The organism is Bacillus sp. AP50, assembly GCF_040492675.1.
Taxonomy (GTDB): domain Bacteria; phylum Bacillota; class Bacilli; order Bacillales; family Bacillaceae_G; genus Bacillus_A; species Bacillus_A cereus.
In genome coordinates this window covers 29390-52748 of the sequence record NZ_JBEUTW010000007.1, presented here as the reverse complement: position 1 = coordinate 52748, position 23359 = coordinate 29390, and the positions used below count along the sequence as shown (strand labels likewise).

Here is a 23359-nt window from a genome sequence, read left to right as displayed (position 1 = left end):
CTAAAGGACAGGTTATTTCAACCGGCACAGCATACTTGCAAACTGAAGTGTTGCCGAATGCTGAATTAGATAAAATCACTTGGTGGATGGATACTAGACCTGAAGGTAAATGGTTCTACGAGTATTTTAAAAAGTAAACAATGAAAGCCGTCCTGTCGGGCGGCCTTTTTTCATTTTGCATCAATAATATCAATAAATTTCAACGTCATATTATTATAAAATGCATCCGTACAAATTATAGATTTATTCAAAGGATCAATATCAATGACAGTCATATAGCTAGTAAGTAAAAATCCATCTTCATAATATGTAATCAATATTTCTTCTTCAGAAAGCAGCGAACATAATAGCGTATTCTCAATAAGTTCTTGTTCATCCTGGGTTAATGTAGGGCGTTCTACTTTTGTCTTGTCTTTAATAATCTCACGGATACCTGCGAATTGTTCTGGCATCGCTGCGAACGGAGTCCATTTAACCATTCCTCTTCCTTTTGGCATATTAGCGTTATTCATGCTTTATGTCCCCCTAACAATGTGTTTCTGTATCTTGCTGTTGCACTATTTGTATACGAAATTCCTCTTAATATGCTGTTCTTACCAAATTTAGTGCGTATTTCATCCATTACTTTAGTTAGTTTCATTTCTTTTTCTCGTTGTATTACATTATCGAATAGTGAGATTTGTTCTTCGCCTTCATGGATTAAGTTAGTTAAAGAAACATTTATGGATCTAATGGGCTCCCCAGTGTAAAACTCGTGTAAAAAATATGTACAAATCTTATATATATCCATTGTTAAATTGGTCGGTCGGTTCATAGTGTGAGTTTTTCTGAAGCCACCAGAGTAATTTTTGCTATAACCAATGGAAAAATGAACAGTTTGAGCTAGTTTGTTTTGCCTTCGCATTCGATAACAAACTTCTTCTATATGCTCCAGTAAAATAATTGGAAACTCTTCTATAGTGTAATCACGCATGAGTATTTGGCTTTTACCAATAGAAGTTGTTGCTGGAACGTATTTTTCTGATATACGGCTAAAATCAATGCCGTTGCTATGTAAGTGTAGTTCTTCGCCAATGACCCCAAAGCTCTGCTTTAAGTATTTCAGTGGATATTGTGCCAAGTCTCCGATTGAATGAATCCCTTTTCGGTTTAACTTTGCTTCTGTCTTACTCGAAATCCCCCAAAACTTACTCAGTGGTCGTATTGGCCATAATTTTATGGGTACATCTTCGTACTTCCAGTATGCTATGCAATCTTTCGTTTTCTTCGCTTCTACATCTAAGGCAACCTTGCTCATTAAAGGGTTAGGTCCAATTCCTATCGTGCATTCGATTCGAGTCTTAGCATATATCTCACGTTTGAATTTCAACGCAAACTCATATGGATCGTTTGCAAACAAATGAATACTATCCGTAATGTCCATAAAGAACTCATCGATGGAATATTGGTGGAAATCCTCAATTGGCACGTATTGTAGAGCCAACTTAGTAATGAAATTAGAACATTTTATGTAAGTACTCATAATTGGATTTACCACAAGGATATCTTTACGACGTGGTATTTCATACAACCTCGCCATCTTTTTTATACCCAAGGCTTTTAATGGTGGAGTTGCAGCCAAAACAATTGAACCACTCCTATTCACATCACCGACTACAGCTAACTTTGTGTGAAGTGGGTCTAATCCCATTTTGATGCAACTGACTGAAGCATAAAAGCTACGAAGATCTACACATAAAACAATTCGGTTTGGCAATATTGAATAGTCATACACCGTTATTCCTCCTAAATAACAGAACGTTAGTTCTTATTATATACGAATGTACGTTCTTTTATGAAGAGGTTTTTATAAAAAATAAAAATAGCCCCACTCATTTAAGTGAAGCTACATCCAAAAATCGTTTTCATTTATGTTTTTCCCTAACTTTTTTAATCCTTTTGTGATTTGAACTACAGTTGAAAATTTTGGTCTATACGTATGGTCATTACACAGTTTTGAAATTGTCGCTCTACTCAACTTGGATTTCTCTCCTAATTCCGCTTGGGAAATCCCTTGGCGATCTAACCACTTTCCAAATTTACTTCTATTTGTTTTCCCTAATCTTAGCCAATCAAACATTACTGTCACCTCAGTAAACAGCATGTACAAGAGTTAACTTTTTTATACGAGTGCAAAAAAAGATGCATATCAAACAAACAGTATGAAATACCTTTTACCATACCAAACAAATTACGATTCTTACTTCCAATTTGATAGCCTTTTAAAACTTCGTTTCACCTATTCTGAATAGAATTCGGTCACGGAATACTACTTCAGACATTGAAAGATTAGTATTTTCAATGATTCATAGCTATTATTCTCTCTTCTAATTAGCAGGGACTGTTTTTGCTAAAACATACATGAGGGGTGGTGCAGGTTTGTGATATTTGAGTTAGTAAGTTCAGCTGCAGTTGGTGGTGTAGTCTTTCTATCAAAAATGCATCAAAAAGGAGCAACGAATGATGCCTCTAAGATTCAAAGAATTTGTGCTAATTGCGGTTTAAAAGTAAAAGAAGGGAAAGAGACCAGGACCATACAGCTACTCCGTAAGACGAGGAATGAATGGGGAGTTGAATATGCATATAGAATTCCACTCGGTCTTAGCTTCTCCGATTTTGAACAAAAGATACAACATTTAGAAGATGGATTAAACCACAAGAGCAAAGTTTATGATTTTAAACTACAAGACTTCAAATCTCTCCGACTGCGAAAAGATATCTTAAAACAAATACAAAACATCATAAGCAAGAAAAAACTCGTTAGAAAGGAAATTGAGCTGTCTTACGATGGGTTACTTAAAATACGAGTTTATGAGAAAGGGATTCCTAATTTCGTAAAATTTGAAGAAGAGATGATGAAGCAATGTAGAGGATGGGAAGTACCTATTGGTTATACGAGGGATGGATTGGTAAAACACGACTTTGACCAGTTATCACACATGATCTCTGCCGGTATGACGGATATGGGTAAATCTAATGTACTAAAGCTCATCATTACATCCTTGGTACGCAACCAATCAGAAAATATAAAGCTATTCCTTATCGATTTGAAGGGTGGTCTCTCTTTCAACCGATATAGATTCTTAAACCAGGTCGAATCAATTGCGAAGAATCCAGAGGAAGCCCTTAAGACTCTAAGGGAATTGCAAGATAAACTGAATGATAGAAACGAATACTTACTAGAAAAAGGATACGAAGATATAAAAGAAGCCGGGGATCCAGTAAGATACTTTGTAATCGTGGATGAAGCAGCCGATATAGCGCCATATCAGGAGTGCAGAGACATCATTGTGGATATAGGTCGTCGCGGCAGGGCAGCGGGATTTCGATTGGTATATGCAACGCAGTATCCAACTAATGAAGCTTTGCCGTCGCAGCTACGTCAAAATATTGGTGCTCGTGTTTGCTTCAGACTACAGACAGAAGCAGGGAGCCGTGCCGTATTAGATGAGGGCGGCGCAGAGAGCCTTCCTAACATAAAAGGAAGGGCTATATATCAAACGAACGAGAAAAAGGCCCTACAGACAATTTATATCGATAATAAGCAAATTGATAACATCATAAAGCCGCACATTAACATAAGAGCGAGGAAGGAGCATGAAGATGCAAAAACTAGCCATGAAGGAACAACGCATAGAAAGCATACTCTACAGCTTGAAGAGATTGGGATTCTTGACTAGGAAGCAATTACAGGTACTTCATAACCTTGGCGGAGACAGGAATGCTTCTCGTGTAATGAAGGGGCTTGAAGAATATGTGTCTAGCTTTAGAGATGGTGAGAAAGTGTTTTATTTGAATAAAGAAGGGCGTGAGCGCATTGGAAGTAAAAAGGTACTCAAGCGTTCGAATCAATTTCGCCATTACATTATGAGGAATGACATCTACATCGCTTACGAATGCCCGAAAACGTGGAAACAGGAAGTTAAGATGAATGTAAAAGGTATCGTTTCCATAATTGCAGATGCACTATTCACGGATAATGGCCGTTATCACATTGTAGAGGTGGATCATGAGCAAAAGATGAGCGCGAATCGTATCAAGATGCAGAAGTATCGCAAATTAATTGAATGCAAAGTGTTTGAAAAGACACCTAAGTTTATTTGGTACACCACGACGGAATATCGTAGAAAACAACTTCAGAAGCTTTGCGAGGGATTGGATTGCAACATATTTACGGTTACTGATTTCCATTAAAAACAGGGAGATGGTCCATATGGCAACTGAGACGATGAGCATCAAAGATTTTATGGATGGTAACTATGGGGCAAAGAAAAAGTGGAGCTTGTTCAAAAAGAAAGCAAAAAAATACGCACCCGTGGCGGCGCGAATAAGTATTGTGATCGGTAGTGCTATTATATTCAGCCAAATTTTAGATATTCCTCATGTGTTTGCTGATGGTAATAATCCGGATGTAAATGAAGTATTTAAAGATGTGCAGTCAAACGATGGGAAGATAAAGAATTATATAGATGGCCAACTGTACAATCGCATTGTAAATGCGTTTGAACCGGTTATTTTCTTGATTAAAGCAGTATCCTATCCGATTGCATCCGTTGTAGCGTTATGCGGTGGGCTGTTCATTATGGTTGGTAGCCAGGAACGGGGATTCTCCCTTATTTCAAGGGCAGGGATCGGCTATATAGTGGTTCAAATGATTCCATTGTTTATGCGATTACTTGTTGAAATTGCTAAGGCAATATAGTAGGAAATAGACCCTATAAAAAGTCTTTCGACATCGTTAGACTATAGATATATAATAAAGTTAGGTATTAAAAAGAGGTGATTATTTTGTCAGAAGAAAGAAAGAAAAGGTTATTCGCATTAATTTTGTTATGCGTTGCCTTTACCATCAATGTAACCGCTAAAAGCCTCGGCTATTTCACGATTTCAGGATTAAGCGTACTGTTTGGATTCGCAGTTATAATTGCTTGGACTGTCGAGTTCATAAAAGATAACCGAAAAAACAAGCGAAATTAGTTCTTTTTTTATATAGAAACAATTATGCTACGAAGGTCATGTGTATACATGGCTTTTTTTATTTGAAGGAATTTTTTAACCATCATGGAATACTGTCACTAGGAGGTGTTGTGACGTTATGACGGACGAAATTGTTTATTCGGCTAGCGAAGTATATAAACGACTAGGAATAAGTGATAGCACCCTTAGAAAGTACATGGAAGTATTATCACGCGAAGGATTCGCAGTAAAGAAAGATAATCGTGGCAGACGCCAATACACAGACAATGACATTATGGTGATTGAGAAGTTAATTGAACTGAGTAAGCATGACGGTATGACGTTAGAAAAGGCAGCGAAGATGATTGCGCAGCAAATAGAGAAAGTTAATCCGGATCTGATTCAAGAAGAGACTGAGGAAACAGATTTAGTGCCATTCCATATTAAACAGCAATTACAGGAACAGTACAGCGTTATGGCGCAAGAAATGAATCAGAGTATGTTAGCAATGGAGAAGCGATTAAGTGAGCAGGCCAAGCAAAGTAACGAGGAAATCAAAGCGAGTGTAGAAGCGCATAATGAACGCGTGGAAAAACGATTGGAAGCGCATAATGAACGCGTGGAAAAACGATTGGAAGCGCGAGATGAGACACTGATGAAGACGCTGCGTGAGATGCAGGAAACCAAGAGATTAATGCAGGAGTTTCGGGATGAGGTTGCTGCTGCGAGAGAGAAGAAAAAACCGTGGTGGAAGTTCTGGTGAGGGAAATCGAAGCAGGAGTATTTGTTTTCCTGCTTAAAATAAAAAGATACAAAGATAAAAGGATAAAAAGATACATGTATCTTTAGATACAAGGATACATAATAAAAAGTACCCCTGATATAGGGATACTTCAATGATTTTATAGGTTTGTAAGCAATTCGAACTTTCTTTTTTGATCCGAAGTTAGTTCATTTTCTACATAACTTTTTATAAGTATATCAATTATTTCGTGAGCATATTTGGTATTTGTAAGTTTATTTAGAGCTTCAAGTTTCTCTTTGGATTGACTAGAAATTTTAATACTACCCTGTTGGTTTTTAAAATTCTTTTTTTCTGGTGTTTGCAATTTATTATTTGTATTCGTCTCCAAGCTATCAGTAATAGGTGTAACGGTTACTACAAATGAATTATTATTATTATCCTCCACAAGCACCACTCCTATTTAGTAATCAATTAAAACTATTTATTGTTAGATGTTATGTTTTTCAAAATACGTTGCTCACGTTCAGTTAAGTTATTAGCAATATAAAATTCTAAAATTTCATCAATGAATTCGTAGTTTTTCATACTCTTCATTGTACAAATGGTTTTAATTTTACTAAAGGATTCAGGTGTTACTTTAATATTTTTTCTATCTTGAGCCGTTAAAACTTTCTTCCCTTGAGTATCCCTTTTAGTATTAGCCTTATCATTTATATTAGGATCTTTCGGCAGTTCTCTTTTGACTAAAGCCACTTATGTTAATCCCCTTTCCTAATTTAGTAAGTTTATTATCGACAAGGTATTTAGGGATGTATTTGTAACCTGGAACTATATCCCCTTCAGTTTCAAAAAGATGAATTCTTTCTTCTAATTCACAGAAAATATCACTGAATAAAGCTAACATTCTTTTATCGTGATGGTCCTCAAATTGCAATCCTATTCGTGGATACCATTCTAATCGGGCGTGATTATTAATAATCGTACTAAATACATTTTCTTCACCAAAAGTGGCGATAGTACTTTTTACAATTTCTTTATGTAGGGCACGTTTTTGTTGAAGTAATACTGGGAGTACTCCAGCTACTTGTAGCTTTACCAGCGAACCGAAATCATCCACTAATGTCTGCATATACTCAAAGATTAAACGCTGGCTTCCTTCATATGAAAATTGTTGCGTCTCTTGAACTACTATAATGTAGTCACTAGCTACCATAGCATTGTCCACTTTTAAATCTGTTGAAGGCGGAATATCAATGAATATGTAATCGTAGTTGTATTTTATTTTTTCTAACAATCTAGCAAGGTAAAAAGTTCTATCTTCAATATTGTTGAAATTCTCAATTAGAAAATCAGTGTACTTCCTCATATCATATCCGCATGGGATCATATCAAGATTTTCATGCAGATGCACAATTCCTTCTGATAAGTTTCCATCTTCAAGACATTTCATTAATGTTTTAGGCATTTCAGTAATATCAAAAGATTTCGCTAAAAATGATGTACCATTCCCTTGAAGGTCAGTATCAATAAATAAAACTTTCTTATTAAAGATCAAAGAAGCTACAAGAGATTCCATACACGAATCAGTTGTTTTTCCAACTCCACCTTTTTGTTGGGCGTTGATTATGACGTATCCTTTTTTCACAGGAATCGCTCCTTTTAAATTTGTAATATAATTGTAACAAAGGATAAATGTATCTTTTTATCTTTTTATTCTCGAATTGATGATAACACGAGATTGTACGAAAAGTAAAAGGATAAATGTATCTTTTTTTATGTTTAATAGATTACCCCTATTTTACGTGTACAGGACATTTAACAAAAACCTTGTAAAATCAACGTTTATTTATGTATCTTTGTATCTTTCTATCTTTTTATCTTTGTATCTAAAGATACACAAAGGTAAACTATGTATCTTTGTATCTAAGGATAAATGTATCTTTGTATCTTTCTATCTTTGTATCCTTCAATTAAGTTAACTAGATGGCATAAACCTACTTATAGGGGCATTTACAAACAAAAAAGCTTGTTGTAACGTAGTACACAACAAGCATCATTCTACAAAACAAAACATATTTTGATAAATCAAATCTACATAAATAGATCGAGCAAAACAATTGAATATGAACACAAAACAAAAAGCCACTCCCACGTGCTAACGGCTACCAACCTTTAGCGGGAATGACTTGCTCTAGCAAGTGTACCACCACTTGACTAGAAATTAGCTGTATTAACCCACAGTGTTAACGTTTAAGAAGTGTACCACCACTAACCTTAAACAACTATGCCTTTTCACGAGGCTTCTTTGATATACCCATTTTATCTATTGTTTGACTAAAATTCAACTAGTAAATGCTAGAATTGTATTTTTTGTAGTCAAAAGATATATAGCGGGCATCTCTAAACCTAGAAGTCTTGTGGATATACAGGCCATTTAGGAATTGGAGATGCCTTTTTGTTTTTTGTTCGCGTGGAATTGCCTGATACCACGTAAATAAAAACTGATAAGCCGTAATTCCGTGCTTCTATATAGAGGGAACGTGTTACGTGCGTGGCTAGCTGTTGGTCGTGCAGGGGGTACAGAGTATGCGCCTACAAAAACAGCACCCCTCATTGGATTCCTGTTCATCTGGTGAGGGAGGGCGAGAACGTGCCCAGGGACGATTCTCTGAAAGGTTCGGGTGGTTATCGTTAGCATTACGGTGCTAGGGAGTACATTCAGTTTGTCGTGTAGGGACGATATTACAAGGACAAGCCATAGTAAAAGGATGTATGCGGTGAAAATCGCTGAGTGAACAGGGTCTATACATACGGATACCTTATAAGTGACCGCATGGCGAAAACAAGACGCTTATCCATCTATTTTGATTGATTACTTTTTTGTGATCTTTCAAAGTAGGGGATAAATCTGCCTTCCAGCCGTATTCCTTAATCGTTCCCACATGATAAAAACCCTCCAGACCTTCAGTCAAGCTTAATTACGAAGAAAAGATGAAAAAATTGAGATTGTTTAACTCCTGGGGGAACTACTAACTAAGATAGTGGAATAAATAAAGGATTTACAACTTATTTGGTTAGAGGATAAGGGAATGAATGGTAGAATAAGTCTTATTGCAGAATTTGGTTTTATACAACGGATATAGTACGTGAAATTTTTATTAGTGTTTAATTTATTTTAAGGGGGAATTTTATGTTACATTGTTTATCTGGAATTTCATCTGATATTGTTCTTACAGAAGGGGAATATGGTTTTTCTGAGGTTTTAGAAGATTATTTAAATGCTAGTTTTATAAATATAGTCACTTATAATATTAGATCTTACGAGGATTCAGTATTAATTAACGCTCTTAAAGAAGTTGAAAGTAATACTCCAATTAATATAGTATTAAATATTCCAGCTCGTCGTGATCTTTATATAGATAGGGATGGGAATTTTAGTGATTATTTAGCTAGACAGGCAGCAATTCAGATACGTTATTATTTGAGAACGTTAGAGAGAGAAAAATTTGGAGATTTAAATGTATTTTTTAATTTTTTTAATCATGCAAAACTTGTTATGACAAATAATATTGCTTACATAGGTTCTCAAAATTATTCTGATGCTAGTAGTAATAATTTTGAATTGGGTGTTATTATAAAAGACACTAATGCAATAAGGCAAATTGATTCAGTTATTTTCAATTCAATAAAAGAGAAGTCAATGAGATACCAAACATCTAAATATATTGTTTTATCAGAGACAACGGCAGAAGTTATGTATGATGTTCTTGGTAAATTGAGAGAAAGTATTTTTTCTATTCATGATCACGAACCCTTTATGGAAAATGTTGAAGTATTCGATATTGATTATGCAGTTTTTCCTCAAGAAGAGTGGGAAAGGTTATCTTATTTACATGAAGAATTTGAAATAGAGTTAAGAGATTTAAGTGAGCAGTATGAGAAATTCAACTCAGAAGAGGCTACTATTATATTAAATTCTTTAGAATCGAATATAAAAAGTCTTGTATCTAATCTTGAGGAGTTAGCTAATTTTAAAAATCGTCAAGAAGAGAGTATGCTATGGGATACTTTTCATAGCATTGATACAGGAGATAATAGCGATGAAGCTTTGGATATAGCTATGCAGAGTGTAAGAAATTATGAAATTGATAATTTTTTTGATGTTACAGAAATAGGAACAGAACTTGTAGCTTATTTTACAAATATTGAAGTTGCTATCCAAGGGATTTGTGAACTTATTGAAGAGATTAAAATAGATCTTATAAAAGAAACAGTATGTGAAAATATAAGATCTATTCAAAATGTAGAGTAATTGTCAATTTTAACAGGTATTAAGATATTTTGTTATAATTTAATAGTGCACAAGTGCAAAATCACATATAGCCCATCTACGGAAATAGGTGGGCTTTTTTATATTGAAAAATAAAGAAAAGACACCCTAAGGTGCCTTCCTCCGACTTGAACCATCTTAATTTTAATAATATGTATTGGACGCCAATCCAAATATTATTTTACCATGTTTAGTTGTTTCACACATTGATAAATGTTATTAAAATCTATATTTTATTGGAATTTTCTTTTTATGTAAGATGCAACATTATCGTAATCACCATAGATGAATTTCTCGTTAATTCCCATAAAATTAAGTTCATTAAGAATCTTTTCTTTATCTTTAATGACAATTATTTTATCTGGCCAAACCCTTTGACATGATAGAACATTATAGTTGTAAACTGATTCTGTATAATTCAAGTAAGTTTGATATATAAATAATCCTTGTTGATTACGACCACGTTCAAAAGTTAATATTGGTTCATATTTGAAATTAGGCATTATATCTAACCAGAAAACAGGTTCAGTACTTTCTAATATATTTCGTAAAAAATTTTGAAGATATGCTGTATATGCAAATATTTCACTTGAAACAATATCAATTTGTTCGTATATTCTTTCTAGTTTTTTGTTGTGTTTTTTGAAATCATAAGCGCATGTGTGCATGCTAATATCATAATCCAAATCCTCGTAAGAAAAGATATTATTAGGAATAGGGTTTTCAGTAAAACTCATTTCGAAATACGAGAGATATTCTTTATGTAGGTTTTCGAAATGTTGACGGAATAATTTAGGGTGTTTTAGTTGGAATTTTAAAAATAAATAATACAGATCAAGGAAAGTATCCCCTTCGTTATAAGCAAACAATGTTAATAGGTTATCGTCTTCGAACTTTTGAAGAACATCTGTTATATCAACAAGTGCATTCTTAAATAAATAAACAAATCCTGTTTCAATATCATTGTTTGTTATGTGTGAATTTGAATTCTGACAGGCGAAGTATAATGCAACTAATGGTGAAGTAGTTACATCGATGAGATTTGTTGGTATCCCGTGATGTTGGGAAAAAGCTGTAAAATGTGTACGTTCATCCGCAGATAACTTATGCCAAACTTCTTTTTTAAATTCTTTTTTCATCTTAATAAATGAATAAGAAATAGTATCTTCTCTTAACGCAGATGATACAGTTTCAGGATAATTAGTCGGTTCTCCCCTAAATAAGTAATCTTTAAAATTTTGATTAGAAAACAGTTCTATGTATTTAGATAAACCTTCTACAACTATTTCTTCTGGCGTTGGAAGACCATCTAATTTACGTTGGGAGTATCTTTTTTCCTGTGTCATAATAACCTCCAAAATTAAAATAATAAAAGCACTCTACAGAGTGCCTATTTACGTTTAACACCTAATTTTGATTCTACTTCAGTTAAGTTTGCAACTGCACTAAGTAATTTCTCATCAGAAAGTTGAACTGATTTTTTTGATTCTTCCATTCTACTTTCCATAGGAGCGAGTCCTTTTATCCATTGGGTTACGACACTAGCTGCATTACTTCTATAATTGATTGCTAAACCCAATTCAACTTTGAATTTATCCAATTTCTCTTTTAAGATAGGATCATTTATTTTTTGGATATCTTTTAAATTTGTATTCTTCTTTGATAAATCATCATATCTACTAGAAACGATGTCCATTTTTTCTTTTAAAGCACTTGGACTAACCGACTTTGGATCTTTACTAGCTTGCGCCCATATTGGTCGCCATTCTTGATTCCATATCTCATCATATTCTTTTATCATGGCATCAATTTTCGGTTTGATTTCATTTTCGTATGTAGATTTATCGGAATTTAAATCTGGATTAGGTTGTTCTTTGCTTTTTGTCTCTTTTGGTTCTTGTTTCACTTTTGAAGTGTCCTCTTTCGATTTATCTTCTTTCTTAACTTCTACAGTAGCTGTTTTAGTTTCCTTGTCTTTAACTTCTTCTTTGGGAGAAAGGTAATAAAAAACTATGGTCAACATAAAACACACTATACCTGAAATAAGATACTTCCCTTTACTTTGATAGTTCTTTGTAGCTTTACTCATAAGTACAAAGGAAGCAATAGTGGCTACAAAGAATATGGCTAATAATACTCGCATGTAATTACCTCTTTCAGTTTATAAAATGTAAGATTTCCGAAATAAGCATAACAAATTTAGTTACAACTATTTTGTCATATTTTGTCGAGGAAAAATAAAAAACAGGACCAAATAGTCCTGTTGGTAGGATTGGTAAAATTATGTAAAATTTTACCTCTTTCCTTTGGAAAAGATTTCTTTTATGATGAAATCAAATCACAATATTTCATTATTCTCACCTAAGAACTTTACATAATGATCAAGTTGCTTACAGAAGTTCTCTCTTTGACTTTCAGATAACGCCCCATACGTTTTTTGAACACCAATTAGAGTATTATGTAGCCTTTCATCATCAGTAGCGTCAGTGCGACCAGTAAGCGCATCTAACGATACATTAAAGAAGGAGGCGAGACGAAACAAGGTTGTAAGATCTGGTTCAGAAAAACCATTTTCATAGTTGTTGATTTGACTACGACTAAGGTTTAGTTCATGAGCCAAATCAGCTTGTCTAAGCGAACGACTTTTCCTAAGATTTTTTAAAGTTTCACCTAAAGTTTTCATACTATCAGTATAGTTATAGACATATCGATATACTATAAATGATAGATATATTGTCTAATGTAGTATAATGATAGAAAAATAATCATAATCCTGAAATAAAATAGAACAAAAGTTCGATTTTGTGGTAAAATATGCATATGAGCTCTTTATACATCTCATGCATTATTGCATATTTTATTTTTATGTCAATTGAGAAACCTTGTTGTACAGCGGTTTTTCAACTTTCTCAACAATTGTCAGGTAACTCTATGACCGAATTTTGGGAAAAATGTGTTATTATGAAAACATTAAAATAAACGGACGTAAAAAAGACTCACAGCGTGTATAAGTAGTGTTAGCGCACTCTTATACCGCTTTCCCTAATTGCGCTAGGGAAAACACTTACTGCAAGTCTTACATAAATTATAACACATCTATTGAATGTAGTGACGCGTTTTCCTCTAAAAGTTAAAAAATGGGTATAACGTGTCTTTTGTTCCGGCAAGGAGGAGCAAAACAGTGCAGAAATTATTAATGAAAATGAAGGATGATTTATTTGCAGCTGGTATCACTAATAAAGAATTAGCAGTACGACTTGGGATCAACGAAAAGAAGGTTTCTTATTATCTTAATGGCAATACGCAATTTAGTTTTCAATGCTTTTCAGACACATTGATTCTTTTGTACAAACATAATCCGGAATTAAGAAGAGCATGTTTATTTGAGTATTGTGAGAAGATTAAAGGTAATAAAAATTTAAAAATAGGTATGGAGTTTGTACATGCTAGAGGCGAATTCAACTTACTAGAAACGTTAATAAAAAAAGCTGAGTTATCAAAAGATGATGTTACAAAAGAATGGGCGGAAGTTTATCGTATTCTATATAGAAGAAGCAAAGAACATCTTGTAGGTAAATTATTATTAACAGAGGTTGAAAAAAAGAGAAAAACTATAAAAAGCACTGAAATGAGTTTAGTCTTAGATATTATTTATTGCTATGGCCTATACGATCTGAGTGATTATCGATTCTTGTATAGATACGCGTGTGACGTTAAGGAGAAAATCGAAAAAGAAATTCCTCAAAAAGAAAAATTTTTAAAACAAAGTTTCACTATAAAAATTAACGAGAGTATACATGCTGCATGTCTTTCGCTTTGTAAGATAAAAGAGACAAGAGAGTACACACCTTATTTAATGAAATACCTCGGAGAACCTGGTAAATACCCTATTCCACAAGCAAGCGCTTTAAATGTTCTTGGAGAGTCATATATATTTGAAGACTACAACAAAGCTAAAGCTTACTTAGAACAAGCATTATATGTTCTTGGTGACGCCTTTAATGACACGATGAAAAATAAAAAGAGATGTATTATGAACACACTTAATTTTCTCAAAATATATCACGGAAAAGATTTAGATGATTTGTATCTTACTGATCCTGCAGAAATAGCTTATCTAGAAATCAAAAGAGGTAATAACGAGAAGGCTATTGAAATACTAAATGGATTAGAAATTCAAAATGGCAAGCTATCCGCTTTCCAACTATGCTATATGGGAATCGCAAAAGGGGATAAAAAACTGATAGAAAAATCATTAAAGAAGTTCGAAGAAAACGGCAACTTATTTTATGCTCAATTACCTAAATTATACTTGGGCATCCTTTGAAAAAATGGTATAATTGTCTTATAGGTAGGTGAGAGCATATTGAAAAAGATTCTATCGACTTTATCAGTGTTAGCGGTTCTTGGAGTGTTTTTATTAAATACTTCGGATGTTGCAAAAGAACAACCAAAACAAGCAGCTATTACTGAGACAACTCAATACAAAATGATGGTTGATCCAGGCGGCGGCGGAGCTGGCTGATTATAATAATATATATTTAAATGGCATTACCTCAATGAGAGGTAATGCCATTTGTGCTTTTCAGGAAAATCCTATTTTTTAAGAAAAAAAGTAAAAAGGTAATCATTGTGAATCGTTCACAAACTACATAGATATAAACTGGGGGTTTTAGGGATGAAGAAAGAGAACTTAGCTGAGGTATTATGGAAGACACTTGTTATGGGAGAAACAACGAGTGATGAAAATATAAGACAAGAAATCTCTAACATAGAGATACAAATTATGAACAAAAAAAATGATTGTTAGTGAGATGCTAACAATCATTTAATCATCTGAACCAAGAGCTGCTTGCATCATTTTGTAAAGCATCTCTTGTTCATGTTTAGGTTTTTGTTCTAATTTCTCAAGTAATACATCAAATTTCTTTCGTAAATCAGAATATTGATCACCGCTTAATTGAGGGTCGTCAGATAGCCCTAGCAAATAATCAGTTGTACAATTTAGAGCTGTAGCGATTTTTGTAATAGCTTTTCTGCCAGCGTCTTTCTTATTGTTTTCTATCTCTGATATTGTTGATTTCTTTAAATCTATACGATTCCCTAATTCTTCTTGTGTCCACTTCATTTCTTTCCTTAATTGTTTTACCCTATCTCCACGCATAATTAATCCACCCTTTTTATTGAATTCAAACTTATATAATCAGTTAATAATTAACTTAGTTAGCAACGTAGTCATACTACAGTAATATTACGTTGGTCAAGTTCATTCTATTACAAAAGTTCGCCCAGAGCAAACTTTTCTTGAGTTGTTAATTACAATAACTAAATGGATAGATTTAAAATAAATAAAAAAAGTTTTTAAAAATAGTTCCCTTTTTTCGAACTTTTTGATATAGTATTACTTGTAAGCGAGGTGAACAGGAAAATGATTTTTGACAACAAAAAATTGTCGGCTTTGCTTGATGAAAATGAAATGAGACAAATACAACTAGCTAAAGAGATAAAACGCTCTAAAAGCACGGTTTGTGAATATGTTAAAGGTACAAAATCTCCAGGTAAAGAAGCAGCTTTTGCTATTTCTAGAGTATTTTCAGTACCTGTGGAAGACCTATTTAAAAAGGTTGAATAAATCGAACTTAATAATGTTAAACTTGATATTTTTTTAAATATTAAGTTCGATTTTTTCGAACTAATAAAAGGAGTGAAAACAATGAATCGGCTACAGAAATTTAAAAATGAAATTTTTGAGGTTTCAGCAAAATTCGAAAACGGCGAAGTATTATTCGATGTAGAACAAGTTGCTAGGTGTTTAGGAATTACAAGAATGAAAAATGACAAAGTATACGTGAGATGGGATCGCTTGAATTCTTATCTGCCTAAACATTCCCCACAAGTGGGTAAAGGTGATTTAATACCTGAACCGCTAGTTTATAAACTAGCTTTTAGAGCAAGTAACGACATTGCAGAACAATTTCAAGATTGGTTAGCTATTGAAGTGATTCCTTCTATTAGAAAACACGGAGCATACATGACGCCGAAAACAATCAACGCTCTACTTCAAGATCCAGACTTAATTATCGGTCTCGCGTCACAGCTGAAGCAGGAACAACAAGCAAGACAGGTTGCAGAGCAAAAGAATCTTATGTTAACACAACAGATCGCAGAAAACGCATCAAAGATTACTTACCTTGATCAAATTCTTCAATCGCAAGATACAGTAACGGTTTCGCAGATTGCAGCTGACTATGGTTTATCAGCAATGAAGCTTAATAAAATCCTGAATGACGAAAAGGTGCAGTACAAAGTAAATAATCAATGGTTACTTTACTCCAAACACCAAAACAAAGGTTACACAAAATCGAAAACAGTTGAAGTAGTGCATACAGATGGTAATAGGTCAGTAAAAATGAACACTCGTTGGACACAAAAAGGAAGACTTTTCATCCACGAACTTTTAACGAAACGCGGAATCATTCCGGAAATGGATAGGGAGGCGGTTTAAATGATGGAGGAAAGCACATTAACACTGGCAATCGTATCAGCAGCAATATGTTTATCAGTATACCTGGTACATCGAATTGATGTAGTAGCAAAGAGAGCAGGATGGCTTGAAGATGACAAATAAAGAACAGCGTGATGAATACGAACAAAAGAAACTAGCATGGATCATAAAGGATTTAAGAACTAGAGGGATACATAACAGCGCAGATAAGGTTGAGGAAATGCATAAGGAGTTTATAACTTTAGCTAAATAGGACAAGCCTTCGCTTGTCGGAATATTCAGGAATTTAATGGTATCCCCCCACCTAGTAAATGGGTTCCTGAATATTCCGATGCGTGAAAGCATCAAAACTAAATAAAAAGAGCCGACTACGCCTAATAATCGACTCTTTTTCAAGAAATGACTCAATATTTGAATCTCTATTATATCACATTCGTTTCCGCCAAGTAAATAAGGAGTGAAAGCCTATGTTAGATAAAAATCAATCGAAAGTCGTCCTTCCGGCGTGGGTTTGGAAGGGCGTAAGAAACGATAAGGAAGCAAAAGAGAGAGCGATAGAGTACATTACTCCCAATCGCTATCCAGGATACAAAATAATCAAGGTTCAGGGCGATATAGCGTTATGCGAAAGGGAGAATGCATGATGATACCAATTCGAGTTAAACGAGGATCAAAAAAAGAGTTAATAAAAGCGGTACGTGAGTTAGAAAAACGTGGATTTGATTATGTAACTCCAATTAAAGCGGTCTATAAAACAACAAAAGATTTTGTATATAACGAAAACAAGAACATTAAAGGCGGCTATAAATTCTACGGAATGGAAGAATACGTCTCTTATGAATGTTGGATGAAGAAGGTGAACTAAATGGCAGACGTTAAATGGATAAAGCTATCTACTAGCATGTTTGAGGATGAAAAGATTCGATTGATTGAAAGTCTACCAGATGCAGATACATTACTAATCATTTGGATTAAATTGTTGTCTCAAGCAGGGAAAACAAATGCCAGTGGTTACATTTTTCTGAGTGAGAATATTCCTTTTACAGAAGAAATGCTATCAACTCTTTTTAATAGGCCAATAGCAACTGTAAGACTTGCACTACAGACTTTCAAGCAGTTTGGAATGATAGATGTTACTGATGATCAGTACATATGTATCTCAAATTGGGAAAAACATCAGAACATAGATGGGTTAGAACGTGTAAAGCAATTGAATGCAGAGCGGAACAAGAAATACCGTGAACGCAAGAAACAACAGCAATTAGCACTAGAAAATAAAGGTGGAGAAAGTGACGCTTGCGTGACGTCACGTGACGATACAGATATAGAAGAAGATAAAGAATTAGATATAGATAAAGAAAAAGATAAAAAGAAGAAAGAAAAACCTTCTCGTCACAAGTTTGAAACTTGCGACATTAATGGGGCTAAGTATTTATTTGAACTAATTAAGGGTAATAATCCTAAACAAAAAGAGCCCAACTTCGATTCATGGGCGAATGAATTTAGATTAATGCGAGAACGCGATAACAGAGAACCACAAGAGATTAAAGATGTTATTGATTGGTGCCAAGCAGATCCATTCTGGCAAGGTAATATCTTATCTCCTAAGAAACTACGTGAAAAGTTCGACCAGTTAACAATTCAAATGAAATCAAGAAAAGGAGCGAATAACAATGCAGAGAGCGATAGCGGCAGTACCAGACGCTATAGCCAAAAGGGTCAATATGACTATGGCTTCTGATACTTGTGAAACTCATAAAATGACAAAAATGAATTTCAAAGGACAAGTTGTATGTCCTCGGTGCTACCTTGAAAACGAAAGTAAAAAGCTTCAAGAACATGAACAAACAAAATGGGAAGCTGATCAAACGAATAAGCAAAAACACTTATTCCATCAACAAAGCATGATTGCCGATATCAATATTAAAAAAGCAAACTTTGATAACTACCAACCTACTAGCGAGGAAGGAGAAAAGAACCTTGAACTCGCAAAGGTCATTGCAAAGGATTATCGCAATGGAAAGATATTCAATACGATTATGGCCGGGAATTGTGGCGCAGGGAAAACACATCTTGCTTACGCTATTGCAGAAGAACTGGCGGGATCTGGCATACCAGTCGTTTTTGTCACAGTCGGTGAATTACTACGAAAAATTAAGAGTACATTCAAAAAAGATTCCTCCTTAACTGAGGATGAAATTATACGAACGTTAGTACAAGCTGAAGTATTGATAGTTGATGACTTGGGAGCGGAATTAGGTGCATTAGACACCGATACAAAAGCAACAAACTTCATTAATAGGGTGCTGTTCGATGTTTTTGATGGAAGACAAGGCAAATCTACTATCTTCACAACAAACCTCACAGGAGAGCGTTTGGAAGGCGCATACGATGAACGAATTGTATCGCGTATCTTCAATGGGTTTAGGGCACTAGTTTTCAAAGAAACAAAGGATTATAGAAGAAAAGTTCTACCATTCTAAGGGGGATATAAAAATGTTATTCGGTGATGTACAAGCTCCATCCAAACCATATTGCGATATATGCGGTGCAGCAATTGATAACATCGACATTCATGAAGTGTACATTGAAGAAAAAAAGATTACAGCATGCTCAATTTGTTACGGCGATCCAACCGTTAGAAGAATTGAAACGAAAACACTGTTTGACTTAATCAAAGCGGTAGGAAAACGTTATGGGTACCGCAAGAGCATAAGGGAAGTACACCAGTTAATTGAGGAAGAAAAAATCAGTATTGAAATCGACGTGTTAGAAAAAATGGAAGGGCAGTTATTGCGACAGCCAACAGATAAAAAGATTGAATTTTCAGATAAAGAATTGTTATACATCTTCAACAAACTGCGTTTAAACATAGCTGGTCATAACAATATGGCTTTTGCGGTAGCTCAGATATCAGATCAAAGAATCGAAGTGGTAATCAGAAAGGATGACGATTATGTGCGCGTGTAACGGAACTGGAGTGATTCAAAACGATATTGGAATGGGAATGTATCGATTTGGACCATGCGTTTGCGAGGCGGCGAATCAGACGCCTGAAGAAGTGGATAGAAAGCGTCATGCCGTTATAGCGAGGTTAATGGAAATCCATCGTATACAGCAGGAAGAGAAAAAAGGAATTGCGTCATGAAAAGCGGTCAACTTTCGTTTGAAGATGTCATAGGAACTTTTGACTATGCAGCAACTAGTACTTCAGAGAAATTCCTACAAAGCAATAGCCATAACGTTATAACGCCTACGTTTGAGGTTCACTTCTATGATCAGGACGAGAAGCAGAAAATTGATTGGTTTGAAGCGGAAAATGAAGAAGATGCAAAGGGCAATGCCACAGCAAAGCATGGAAGGATTCAAATTATAAAAACGGTAGTAAGTACGAGGACTTTAGCAGAGATTATGGATCTGGATTAAGAAAGGAGAATAGCAATGAACTTCTTTATCTTGGACGAACATTATAAAAAAGCCGAATTAAATGGGATTAACAGAAAAAGGTTGCAGGAACGAATATACCGCTATGACTGGGATATCGAAAGAGCGATAACGCAACCAGTTGGCACAAAGAAAATGGACTTTGATAGAAAGCACGGAGACTGGATGCATGTAGCAGAGCAGAATGGGATCTCACGTTTTACCTTCTATAGCCGATTAAAAAGAGGTTGGTCATATCATTTAGCGGCAACGAAGCCACCAGGTAAGCAAGGGAATCGCTACGATAAAAATGGTGATTTGAAAGAAATTAGCTAGATTAGGAGGGAGAAGAAAATGGCTTTAGATCGTTGGTTAACTGATGAAGAACGTGCAAGAGCAGCTGCTAACGGAATAAATACTAAAACACTATACTATCGTCTCTATAGATCGGATAAGTGGGAACTAGAGGAAGCTCTAACAGCTCCGCCCGGAACAGTGAGACATAGCTATAAAGGGAAATACACTGACTTGCTTAAACTCGCTGCTGAAAACGGAATATGTAAAGAAACATTTTATAACCGATTGAACGGCGGATGGAGTCGTCATGACGCTGCAACAAAACCTGTTAAAAGAAGAAACAAATTAGCGGCTAAATGGCTAGAAATCGCTAAACAGAATGGGGTTGGTTACCAAACATTCATGTCCAGGATTAACACTCGCAAGTGGGATGCAAAAAAGGCAGCCACAACTCCAACGATTAGGACAGGGCGGAATTGCTCAGTAAAGGTTAAGGAGGAATCATTGTGAATTGTTATGGACCTGTTATAACCGATGAAGATTACGAGAAAGCAGCGGGGAGAGGCATAACGAAAACAAATGTTTACCAACGAGTTCATACGTATGGATGGAGCATTGAACGAGCGATAACGGAACCGCTAAGAAGTAAAGGGAATCCAGGTAAGCACAGCAAGATGCTAATTATTGCCGAGTCTTTAGGGATTAGCGCATCAACATATTTTAGAAGATTGAGAAATGGTATGACGCCAAAAGATGCAGCAATGAAGCCTAAAGGACATACTACCCATCTAGAGCTTGCAAGGGAAAATGGTATCAATGATATTTGCTTCTATAAAAGAGTGGAAAGAGGAATGCAACCTTATTTAGCAGCAACGAAGCCAATGGCTAAAAGAACGAGGAAAAAGAAACAAATCAGCTAGGGAGGCAATATGGACAGGAAACAAGTTTTCATCGACGTCTTATTACATAAAGGGATCTACAAGGAAGAAGAGACAGGACGTCAGCTTTATGAAATGAGTGAGCAGGAATTGTTCAAATTGATAAAGGGGGCTGGAAGCTATGAGAGAAGCGATTGAAGAGTATATCGAACAGTTACAACAATCAGCAGTGGAGAACAGAAAAGAAGCGGACAAGGCTTATGAAGCTGAAAATTTAGGACTTGCTGGGTATTACAAAGGGCAATGGATTTCGAATGAGGAAACAGCGGTTAAATTAACGGTTATCTTATCTAAATACAAGGAGGAAGAACAATGAAATATACAGAGCATGGAACTTTTGAAGTAACTCAATTATTAGCAGAAGCGAAGGAGAATGAAGAGAATGGCAACTAAGATCGTTATGTACACAGGTGATAACTGCAGTAAGTGCAACGCTGCAAAGGTACATTTAGGTAACTTACCACCTCACATTAAAGAAGAGGTAACAATCATCGAAATTAATGTGGATGAAACGAAATATCAACGAGACTATGTGGTGAACGAATTAAAATCAAACACGTTACCTACATTTGAACTATTCAAAACAGAAGATTACAACGAAAAGCCCGAAGTATTGCGTGGTTTTGATGAGAACATCGGCAAGATTATGGAGCACTTAGGACTGTAGGAGGGGTCGAATGAAGAAAGAAACCAAAATACAGCTGGAAGGTGAGCTTGAAACAGTGGAAAACGAGATTTACAGGAAGCAATATCATTTGAATGGATTGAATAGCGAAAAACGGAAGACAGAGAAGTCTTTGGAAGAGCTTAAAAGCCGGAGAGAAGAATTGAAAAGTTACTTATAAGGAGCGGAATGGAATGAATTTGCGAGTGAAGATTAAGCGAGTTAAAGATGTAGAGTTACCAAAGTATGCGAAGCCTGGTGATGCTGGTTTTGATCTTGTAGCAGCAGAGGACACGATTATCTGGCCAGGCGAGACAAAGGTTGTACCAACCGGATTGGCATTTGAAATTCCACCAAGATACGAATTGCAGGTACGCCCGCGTAGCGGTATGACGCGTAACACAAAGTTAAGAGTTGTTCTTGGCACAGTGGATAGTGGATACCGTGGAGAAGTTGGGGTGCTAGTTGATAATACTGAAATACCTAAAGTAGCCAATATGCAAGCGCATGTAATCGAAAAGGGAACTCGCATCGCTCAAGGCGTCATAGCGCCAGTGGAAACAGCTCATTTCGTTGAAGTAGACAAGCTATCAGAGAGTGATCGTGGCACAGGCGGATTTGGAAGTACGGGCGTAAAGTAAGACAAAATTTGAATTTTGTACAAAAACGAGGTGAAAGTAATATGCCGACAAAGAAAGGGACACATGAAGATTTATCATTATCCTCATGTTGCCAATCAAAGTGCAAACGAGGATATAGTTTAGCGCAAGATCATAAATCTATTTATTGCTGTAATTGTGGTAAGAAACAAAACTAAACAAAAGCGTTATTTTAATCGAAAAGGGGAATGAAGAATGAGAGAAATTAAGTTTCGTGCGTGGGATAAAGAATTCAAGCAGTTCAGTGATATGGCACTTAAATATAAAATTGCGGATATAAATTATTACACCGATTACGAATGGATGCAATACACAGGTCTAAAAGACAAGAATGGTAAGGAGATTTATGAAGGAGATATTGTTAAATACCTTGACGGAAACGAATGGTCAACAGAAAGCGGATATGATTGCGAGGAATTCAATAATCATGGAGCGATCTTTTTTGATGAAGAATGTGGAAGATATGATGTCACGAATAAACAAGGAATTGGTTACGACGATTTGTTTGATTGCGGTGTTGACTTTGAAATAATCGGCAATATCTATGAAAATCCAGAGTTAGTAAAAAACTAAACAAAATAGTTATTTTATGACGAAAAAATAAAAGAACCCGTTTGTTATAAACGGATTCTTCCCACAAGGTGTACAAGAAATTCAAGGTAACTTGACCAGAGTAACCCGTGGAATTCCTTGTGGTAATACTGTATGCAAAGGAACCAATAAGGTTAATGAATCCTTATTTGAAAACAAGAAGCCCTAGAGTTAGGGCTCTAGGGCTTCTTGTTTTGGTATTCTCACATGGT

Annotated in this window: 41 protein-coding genes; 31 read left to right on the top strand and 10 right to left on the bottom strand. The window is 35.2% G+C overall.

The window, feature by feature from the left end; translation table 11 throughout:
- On the top strand, positions 1 to 137 hold a 137-nt coding region (locus tag ABWK52_RS01185), incomplete at its 5' end, for an N-acetylmuramoyl-L-alanine amidase C-terminal domain-containing protein (RefSeq protein ID WP_353771863.1).
- Between the two features lie 33 nt (positions 138 to 170).
- Here ABWK52_RS01185 and ABWK52_RS01180 read toward each other — a convergent pair.
- The 3 genes from ABWK52_RS01180 to ABWK52_RS01170 form a co-directional block, all read right to left on the bottom strand.
- Positions 171 to 512 (bottom strand): YolD-like family protein, encoded by a 342-nt coding sequence (locus tag ABWK52_RS01180; RefSeq protein ID WP_075676561.1) that lies wholly within the window; start codon positions 510 to 512, stop codon positions 171 to 173.
- Positions 509 to 1774 (bottom strand): Y-family DNA polymerase, encoded by a 1266-nt coding sequence (locus ABWK52_RS01175; protein WP_353771858.1) that lies wholly within the window; start codon positions 1772 to 1774, stop codon positions 509 to 511. The genes ABWK52_RS01180 and ABWK52_RS01175 overlap by 4 nt, the downstream gene beginning before the upstream one ends.
- 111 nt (positions 1775 to 1885) lie before the next feature.
- Positions 1886 to 2119 carry a helix-turn-helix domain-containing protein gene (locus ABWK52_RS01170; protein WP_353771857.1) on the bottom strand — a complete coding sequence of 78 codons (234 nt, stop codon included), beginning with the start codon at positions 2117 to 2119 and terminating at the stop codon, positions 1886 to 1888.
- 301 nt (positions 2120 to 2420) lie between these two features.
- Here ABWK52_RS01170 and ABWK52_RS01165 point away from each other — a divergent pair, with 301 nt between their 5' ends.
- From ABWK52_RS01165 to ABWK52_RS01145, 5 genes are all read left to right on the top strand, one after another.
- Complete coding sequence (locus ABWK52_RS01165; protein WP_353771856.1) at positions 2421 to 3719, top strand: FtsK/SpoIIIE domain-containing protein; 1299 nt, start codon at positions 2421 to 2423, stop codon at positions 3717 to 3719.
- Positions 3658 to 4233, top strand: coding sequence for a replication-relaxation family protein (locus ABWK52_RS01160; RefSeq protein ID WP_353771862.1), 576 nt, complete (start codon positions 3658 to 3660; stop codon positions 4231 to 4233). The genes ABWK52_RS01165 and ABWK52_RS01160 overlap by 62 nt, the downstream gene beginning before the upstream one ends.
- 19 nt (positions 4234 to 4252) lie before the next feature.
- Complete coding sequence (locus tag ABWK52_RS01155; RefSeq protein WP_353771855.1) at positions 4253 to 4741, top strand: hypothetical protein; 489 nt, start codon at positions 4253 to 4255, stop codon at positions 4739 to 4741.
- An 86-nt stretch (positions 4742 to 4827) separates the two neighbouring features.
- The gene (locus ABWK52_RS01150; RefSeq protein WP_353771854.1) at positions 4828 to 5016 is read left to right on the top strand and encodes a hypothetical protein; all 189 of its coding nucleotides are present in this window, start codon (positions 4828 to 4830) and stop codon (positions 5014 to 5016) included.
- A 118-nt stretch (positions 5017 to 5134) separates the two neighbouring features.
- On the top strand, positions 5135 to 5758 hold the full coding sequence (locus ABWK52_RS01145; RefSeq protein WP_353771853.1) for a DUF3967 domain-containing protein: 624 nt from the start codon (positions 5135 to 5137) through the stop codon (positions 5756 to 5758).
- 139 nt (positions 5759 to 5897) lie between these two features.
- Here the strand turns inward: ABWK52_RS01145 and ABWK52_RS01140 are convergent, their stop codons facing one another.
- From ABWK52_RS01140 to prgP, 3 genes are read right to left on the bottom strand one after another with little or no spacing between them, the layout of a single operon-like run.
- Entirely contained in the window at positions 5898 to 6194 is a 297-nt protein-coding gene (locus ABWK52_RS01140; protein ID WP_353771852.1) for a hypothetical protein, read from the bottom strand.
- Positions 6195 to 6217: 23 nt separating this feature from the next.
- On the bottom strand, positions 6218 to 6493 hold the full coding sequence (locus ABWK52_RS01135) for a hypothetical protein (protein WP_098393607.1): 276 nt from the start codon (positions 6491 to 6493) through the stop codon (positions 6218 to 6220).
- The gene (gene prgP / locus ABWK52_RS01130) at positions 6456 to 7385 is read right to left on the bottom strand and encodes a ParA superfamily DNA segregation protein PrgP (protein WP_098393609.1); all 930 of its coding nucleotides are present in this window, start codon (positions 7383 to 7385) and stop codon (positions 6456 to 6458) included. Before prgP ends, ABWK52_RS01135 begins: the two co-directional genes overlap by 38 nt.
- Before the next feature lie 1545 nt (positions 7386 to 8930).
- On the opposite strand from prgP, the gene ABWK52_RS01125 reads away from it, so the two are divergent.
- Positions 8931 to 10052, top strand: a complete 1122-nt coding sequence (locus tag ABWK52_RS01125; protein WP_353771851.1) for a phospholipase D-like domain-containing protein — start codon at positions 8931 to 8933, stop codon at positions 10050 to 10052.
- A gap of 251 nt (positions 10053 to 10303) precedes the next feature.
- On the opposite strand, the gene ABWK52_RS01120 is transcribed toward ABWK52_RS01125, so the two are convergent.
- The 3 genes from ABWK52_RS01120 to ABWK52_RS01110 all read right to left on the bottom strand — a co-directional run bounded on the left by ABWK52_RS01120 (position 10304) and on the right by ABWK52_RS01110 (position 12753).
- Positions 10304 to 11416, bottom strand: coding sequence for an FRG domain-containing protein (locus tag ABWK52_RS01120; RefSeq protein WP_353771850.1), 1113 nt, complete (start codon positions 11414 to 11416; stop codon positions 10304 to 10306).
- A gap of 44 nt (positions 11417 to 11460) precedes the next feature.
- Positions 11461 to 12213: a ribonuclease gene (locus tag ABWK52_RS01115; protein WP_353771849.1), complete on the bottom strand. Its 753-nt coding sequence runs from the start codon at positions 12211 to 12213 to the stop codon at positions 11461 to 11463.
- A 195-nt stretch (positions 12214 to 12408) separates the two neighbouring features.
- Positions 12409 to 12753, bottom strand: a complete 345-nt coding sequence (locus ABWK52_RS01110; protein ID WP_047387689.1) for a helix-turn-helix domain-containing protein — start codon at positions 12751 to 12753, stop codon at positions 12409 to 12411.
- Positions 12754 to 13251: 498 nt separating this feature from the next.
- On the opposite strand from ABWK52_RS01110, the gene ABWK52_RS01105 reads away from it, so the two are divergent.
- The 3 genes from ABWK52_RS01105 (at position 13252) to ABWK52_RS01095 (ending at position 14880) form a co-directional block, all read left to right on the top strand.
- Entirely contained in the window at positions 13252 to 14397 is a 1146-nt protein-coding gene (locus ABWK52_RS01105) for an AimR family lysis-lysogeny pheromone receptor (protein ID WP_353771848.1), read from the top strand.
- A 39-nt stretch (positions 14398 to 14436) separates the two neighbouring features.
- The gene (locus ABWK52_RS01100) at positions 14437 to 14595 is read left to right on the top strand and encodes a hypothetical protein (protein ID WP_353771847.1); all 159 of its coding nucleotides are present in this window, start codon (positions 14437 to 14439) and stop codon (positions 14593 to 14595) included.
- 153 nt (positions 14596 to 14748) lie between these two features.
- Positions 14749 to 14880, top strand: a complete 132-nt coding sequence (locus ABWK52_RS01095; protein WP_353771846.1) for a hypothetical protein — start codon at positions 14749 to 14751, stop codon at positions 14878 to 14880.
- A gap of 18 nt (positions 14881 to 14898) precedes the next feature.
- Here the strand turns inward: ABWK52_RS01095 and ABWK52_RS01090 are convergent, their stop codons facing one another.
- A complete protein-coding gene (locus ABWK52_RS01090) occupies positions 14899 to 15234 on the bottom strand; it encodes a helix-turn-helix domain-containing protein (protein WP_353771845.1) in 336 nt (111 codons plus the stop codon).
- Positions 15235 to 15498: 264 nt separating this feature from the next.
- On the opposite strand from ABWK52_RS01090, the gene ABWK52_RS01085 reads away from it, so the two are divergent.
- From ABWK52_RS01085 to ABWK52_RS00985, 21 genes are all read left to right on the top strand, one after another.
- On the top strand, positions 15499 to 15702 hold the full coding sequence (locus tag ABWK52_RS01085; protein WP_000575564.1) for a helix-turn-helix transcriptional regulator: 204 nt from the start codon (positions 15499 to 15501) through the stop codon (positions 15700 to 15702).
- Positions 15703 to 15783: 81 nt separating this feature from the next.
- Positions 15784 to 16575, top strand: coding sequence for a phage antirepressor KilAC domain-containing protein (locus ABWK52_RS01080; protein WP_353771844.1), 792 nt, complete (start codon positions 15784 to 15786; stop codon positions 16573 to 16575).
- Positions 16576 to 16698: a hypothetical protein gene (locus ABWK52_RS01075; RefSeq protein ID WP_353771843.1), complete on the top strand. Its 123-nt coding sequence runs from the start codon at positions 16576 to 16578 to the stop codon at positions 16696 to 16698.
- Positions 16688 to 16828 (top strand): hypothetical protein, encoded by a 141-nt coding sequence (locus tag ABWK52_RS01070; RefSeq protein ID WP_353771842.1) that lies wholly within the window; start codon positions 16688 to 16690, stop codon positions 16826 to 16828. The genes ABWK52_RS01075 and ABWK52_RS01070 overlap by 11 nt, the downstream gene beginning before the upstream one ends.
- Positions 16829 to 17042: 214 nt before the next feature.
- The gene (locus ABWK52_RS01065; RefSeq protein ID WP_353771841.1) at positions 17043 to 17219 is read left to right on the top strand and encodes a hypothetical protein; all 177 of its coding nucleotides are present in this window, start codon (positions 17043 to 17045) and stop codon (positions 17217 to 17219) included.
- Complete coding sequence (locus tag ABWK52_RS01060) at positions 17219 to 17440, top strand: hypothetical protein (protein ID WP_071739958.1); 222 nt, start codon at positions 17219 to 17221, stop codon at positions 17438 to 17440. The genes ABWK52_RS01065 and ABWK52_RS01060 overlap by 1 nt, the downstream gene beginning before the upstream one ends.
- Positions 17441 to 18316 carry a phage replisome organizer N-terminal domain-containing protein gene (locus tag ABWK52_RS01055; protein WP_353771840.1) on the top strand — a complete coding sequence of 292 codons (876 nt, stop codon included), beginning with the start codon at positions 17441 to 17443 and terminating at the stop codon, positions 18314 to 18316.
- Entirely contained in the window at positions 18300 to 19058 is a 759-nt protein-coding gene (locus ABWK52_RS01050) for an ATP-binding protein (protein WP_353771861.1), read from the top strand. The genes ABWK52_RS01055 and ABWK52_RS01050 overlap by 17 nt, the downstream gene beginning before the upstream one ends.
- Positions 19059 to 19071: 13 nt before the next feature.
- Entirely contained in the window at positions 19072 to 19545 is a 474-nt protein-coding gene (locus ABWK52_RS01045) for a hypothetical protein (RefSeq protein ID WP_070179813.1), read from the top strand.
- Positions 19532 to 19723, top strand: a complete 192-nt coding sequence (locus tag ABWK52_RS01040; RefSeq protein ID WP_353771839.1) for a hypothetical protein — start codon at positions 19532 to 19534, stop codon at positions 19721 to 19723. The genes ABWK52_RS01045 and ABWK52_RS01040 overlap by 14 nt, the downstream gene beginning before the upstream one ends.
- Positions 19720 to 20001: a hypothetical protein gene (locus ABWK52_RS01035; protein WP_353771838.1), complete on the top strand. Its 282-nt coding sequence runs from the start codon at positions 19720 to 19722 to the stop codon at positions 19999 to 20001. Before ABWK52_RS01040 ends, ABWK52_RS01035 begins: the two co-directional genes overlap by 4 nt.
- 15 nt (positions 20002 to 20016) lie before the next feature.
- Complete coding sequence (locus tag ABWK52_RS01030; RefSeq protein ID WP_353771837.1) at positions 20017 to 20334, top strand: hypothetical protein; 318 nt, start codon at positions 20017 to 20019, stop codon at positions 20332 to 20334.
- 18 nt (positions 20335 to 20352) lie between these two features.
- Positions 20353 to 20805: a nucleoside permease gene (locus tag ABWK52_RS01025; protein WP_353771836.1), complete on the top strand. Its 453-nt coding sequence runs from the start codon at positions 20353 to 20355 to the stop codon at positions 20803 to 20805.
- Positions 20802 to 21215 carry a hypothetical protein gene (locus tag ABWK52_RS01020; protein ID WP_025921862.1) on the top strand — a complete coding sequence of 138 codons (414 nt, stop codon included), beginning with the start codon at positions 20802 to 20804 and terminating at the stop codon, positions 21213 to 21215. The genes ABWK52_RS01025 and ABWK52_RS01020 overlap by 4 nt, the downstream gene beginning before the upstream one ends.
- Before the next feature lie 9 nt (positions 21216 to 21224).
- Entirely contained in the window at positions 21225 to 21371 is a 147-nt protein-coding gene (fbpA, locus tag ABWK52_RS01015) for a Fur-regulated basic protein FbpA (RefSeq protein WP_080296794.1), read from the top strand.
- Entirely contained in the window at positions 21355 to 21549 is a 195-nt protein-coding gene (locus ABWK52_RS01010; RefSeq protein ID WP_353771835.1) for a hypothetical protein, read from the top strand. The genes fbpA and ABWK52_RS01010 overlap by 17 nt, the downstream gene beginning before the upstream one ends.
- Before the next feature lie 66 nt (positions 21550 to 21615).
- Complete coding sequence (locus ABWK52_RS01005; RefSeq protein ID WP_325764555.1) at positions 21616 to 21900, top strand: glutaredoxin family protein; 285 nt, start codon at positions 21616 to 21618, stop codon at positions 21898 to 21900.
- A gap of 10 nt (positions 21901 to 21910) precedes the next feature.
- Positions 21911 to 22078 (top strand): hypothetical protein, encoded by a 168-nt coding sequence (locus ABWK52_RS01000; protein WP_165609437.1) that lies wholly within the window; start codon positions 21911 to 21913, stop codon positions 22076 to 22078.
- 13 nt (positions 22079 to 22091) lie between these two features.
- Entirely contained in the window at positions 22092 to 22538 is a 447-nt protein-coding gene (gene dut, locus ABWK52_RS00995; protein WP_353771834.1) for a dUTP diphosphatase, read from the top strand.
- Between the two features lie 41 nt (positions 22539 to 22579).
- The gene (locus tag ABWK52_RS00990; RefSeq protein WP_257205297.1) at positions 22580 to 22714 is read left to right on the top strand and encodes a hypothetical protein; all 135 of its coding nucleotides are present in this window, start codon (positions 22580 to 22582) and stop codon (positions 22712 to 22714) included.
- Between the two features lie 37 nt (positions 22715 to 22751).
- Entirely contained in the window at positions 22752 to 23129 is a 378-nt protein-coding gene (locus ABWK52_RS00985) for a YopX family protein (RefSeq protein ID WP_097821073.1), read from the top strand.
- The last annotated feature ends 230 nt before the right edge of the window (positions 23130 to 23359 follow it).

Coding starts and splice junctions, on each gene's coding strand:
- ABWK52_RS01180 (WP_075676561.1), bottom strand. CDS start 512: ATGAATAACGCTAATATGCCAAAAGGAAGAGGAATGGTTAAATGGACT.
- ABWK52_RS01170 (WP_353771857.1), bottom strand. CDS start 2,119: ATGTTTGATTGGCTAAGATTAGGGAAAACAAATAGAAGTAAATTTGGA.
- ABWK52_RS01160 (WP_353771862.1), top strand. CDS start 3,658: ATGAAGGAACAACGCATAGAAAGCATACTCTACAGCTTGAAGAGATTG.
- ABWK52_RS01155 (WP_353771855.1), top strand. CDS start 4,253: ATGGCAACTGAGACGATGAGCATCAAAGATTTTATGGATGGTAACTAT.
- ABWK52_RS01145 (WP_353771853.1), top strand. CDS start 5,135: ATGACGGACGAAATTGTTTATTCGGCTAGCGAAGTATATAAACGACTA.
- ABWK52_RS01125 (WP_353771851.1), top strand. CDS start 8,931: ATGTTACATTGTTTATCTGGAATTTCATCTGATATTGTTCTTACAGAA.
- ABWK52_RS01120 (WP_353771850.1), bottom strand. CDS start 11,416: ATGACACAGGAAAAAAGATACTCCCAACGTAAATTAGATGGTCTTCCA.
- ABWK52_RS01115 (WP_353771849.1), bottom strand. CDS start 12,213: ATGCGAGTATTATTAGCCATATTCTTTGTAGCCACTATTGCTTCCTTT.
- ABWK52_RS01110 (WP_047387689.1), bottom strand. CDS start 12,753: ATGAAAACTTTAGGTGAAACTTTAAAAAATCTTAGGAAAAGTCGTTCG.
- ABWK52_RS01095 (WP_353771846.1), top strand. CDS start 14,749: ATGAAGAAAGAGAACTTAGCTGAGGTATTATGGAAGACACTTGTTATG.
- ABWK52_RS01090 (WP_353771845.1), bottom strand. CDS start 15,234: ATGCGTGGAGATAGGGTAAAACAATTAAGGAAAGAAATGAAGTGGACA.
- ABWK52_RS01085 (WP_000575564.1), top strand. CDS start 15,499: ATGATTTTTGACAACAAAAAATTGTCGGCTTTGCTTGATGAAAATGAA.
- ABWK52_RS01080 (WP_353771844.1), top strand. CDS start 15,784: ATGAATCGGCTACAGAAATTTAAAAATGAAATTTTTGAGGTTTCAGCA.
- ABWK52_RS01075 (WP_353771843.1), top strand. CDS start 16,576: ATGATGGAGGAAAGCACATTAACACTGGCAATCGTATCAGCAGCAATA.
- ABWK52_RS01070 (WP_353771842.1), top strand. CDS start 16,688: ATGACAAATAAAGAACAGCGTGATGAATACGAACAAAAGAAACTAGCA.
- ABWK52_RS01065 (WP_353771841.1), top strand. CDS start 17,043: ATGTTAGATAAAAATCAATCGAAAGTCGTCCTTCCGGCGTGGGTTTGG.
- ABWK52_RS01060 (WP_071739958.1), top strand. CDS start 17,219: ATGATACCAATTCGAGTTAAACGAGGATCAAAAAAAGAGTTAATAAAA.
- ABWK52_RS01055 (WP_353771840.1), top strand. CDS start 17,441: ATGGCAGACGTTAAATGGATAAAGCTATCTACTAGCATGTTTGAGGAT.
- ABWK52_RS01050 (WP_353771861.1), top strand. CDS start 18,300: ATGACTATGGCTTCTGATACTTGTGAAACTCATAAAATGACAAAAATG.
- ABWK52_RS01045 (WP_070179813.1), top strand. CDS start 19,072: ATGTTATTCGGTGATGTACAAGCTCCATCCAAACCATATTGCGATATA.
- ABWK52_RS01040 (WP_353771839.1), top strand. CDS start 19,532: ATGTGCGCGTGTAACGGAACTGGAGTGATTCAAAACGATATTGGAATG.
- ABWK52_RS01035 (WP_353771838.1), top strand. CDS start 19,720: ATGAAAAGCGGTCAACTTTCGTTTGAAGATGTCATAGGAACTTTTGAC.
- ABWK52_RS01030 (WP_353771837.1), top strand. CDS start 20,017: ATGAACTTCTTTATCTTGGACGAACATTATAAAAAAGCCGAATTAAAT.
- ABWK52_RS01025 (WP_353771836.1), top strand. CDS start 20,353: ATGGCTTTAGATCGTTGGTTAACTGATGAAGAACGTGCAAGAGCAGCT.
- fbpA (WP_080296794.1), top strand. CDS start 21,225: ATGGACAGGAAACAAGTTTTCATCGACGTCTTATTACATAAAGGGATC.
- ABWK52_RS01010 (WP_353771835.1), top strand. CDS start 21,355: ATGAGAGAAGCGATTGAAGAGTATATCGAACAGTTACAACAATCAGCA.
- ABWK52_RS01005 (WP_325764555.1), top strand. CDS start 21,616: ATGGCAACTAAGATCGTTATGTACACAGGTGATAACTGCAGTAAGTGC.
- ABWK52_RS01000 (WP_165609437.1), top strand. CDS start 21,911: ATGAAGAAAGAAACCAAAATACAGCTGGAAGGTGAGCTTGAAACAGTG.
- dut (WP_353771834.1), top strand. CDS start 22,092: ATGAATTTGCGAGTGAAGATTAAGCGAGTTAAAGATGTAGAGTTACCA.
- ABWK52_RS00990 (WP_257205297.1), top strand. CDS start 22,580: ATGCCGACAAAGAAAGGGACACATGAAGATTTATCATTATCCTCATGT.
- ABWK52_RS00985 (WP_097821073.1), top strand. CDS start 22,752: ATGAGAGAAATTAAGTTTCGTGCGTGGGATAAAGAATTCAAGCAGTTC.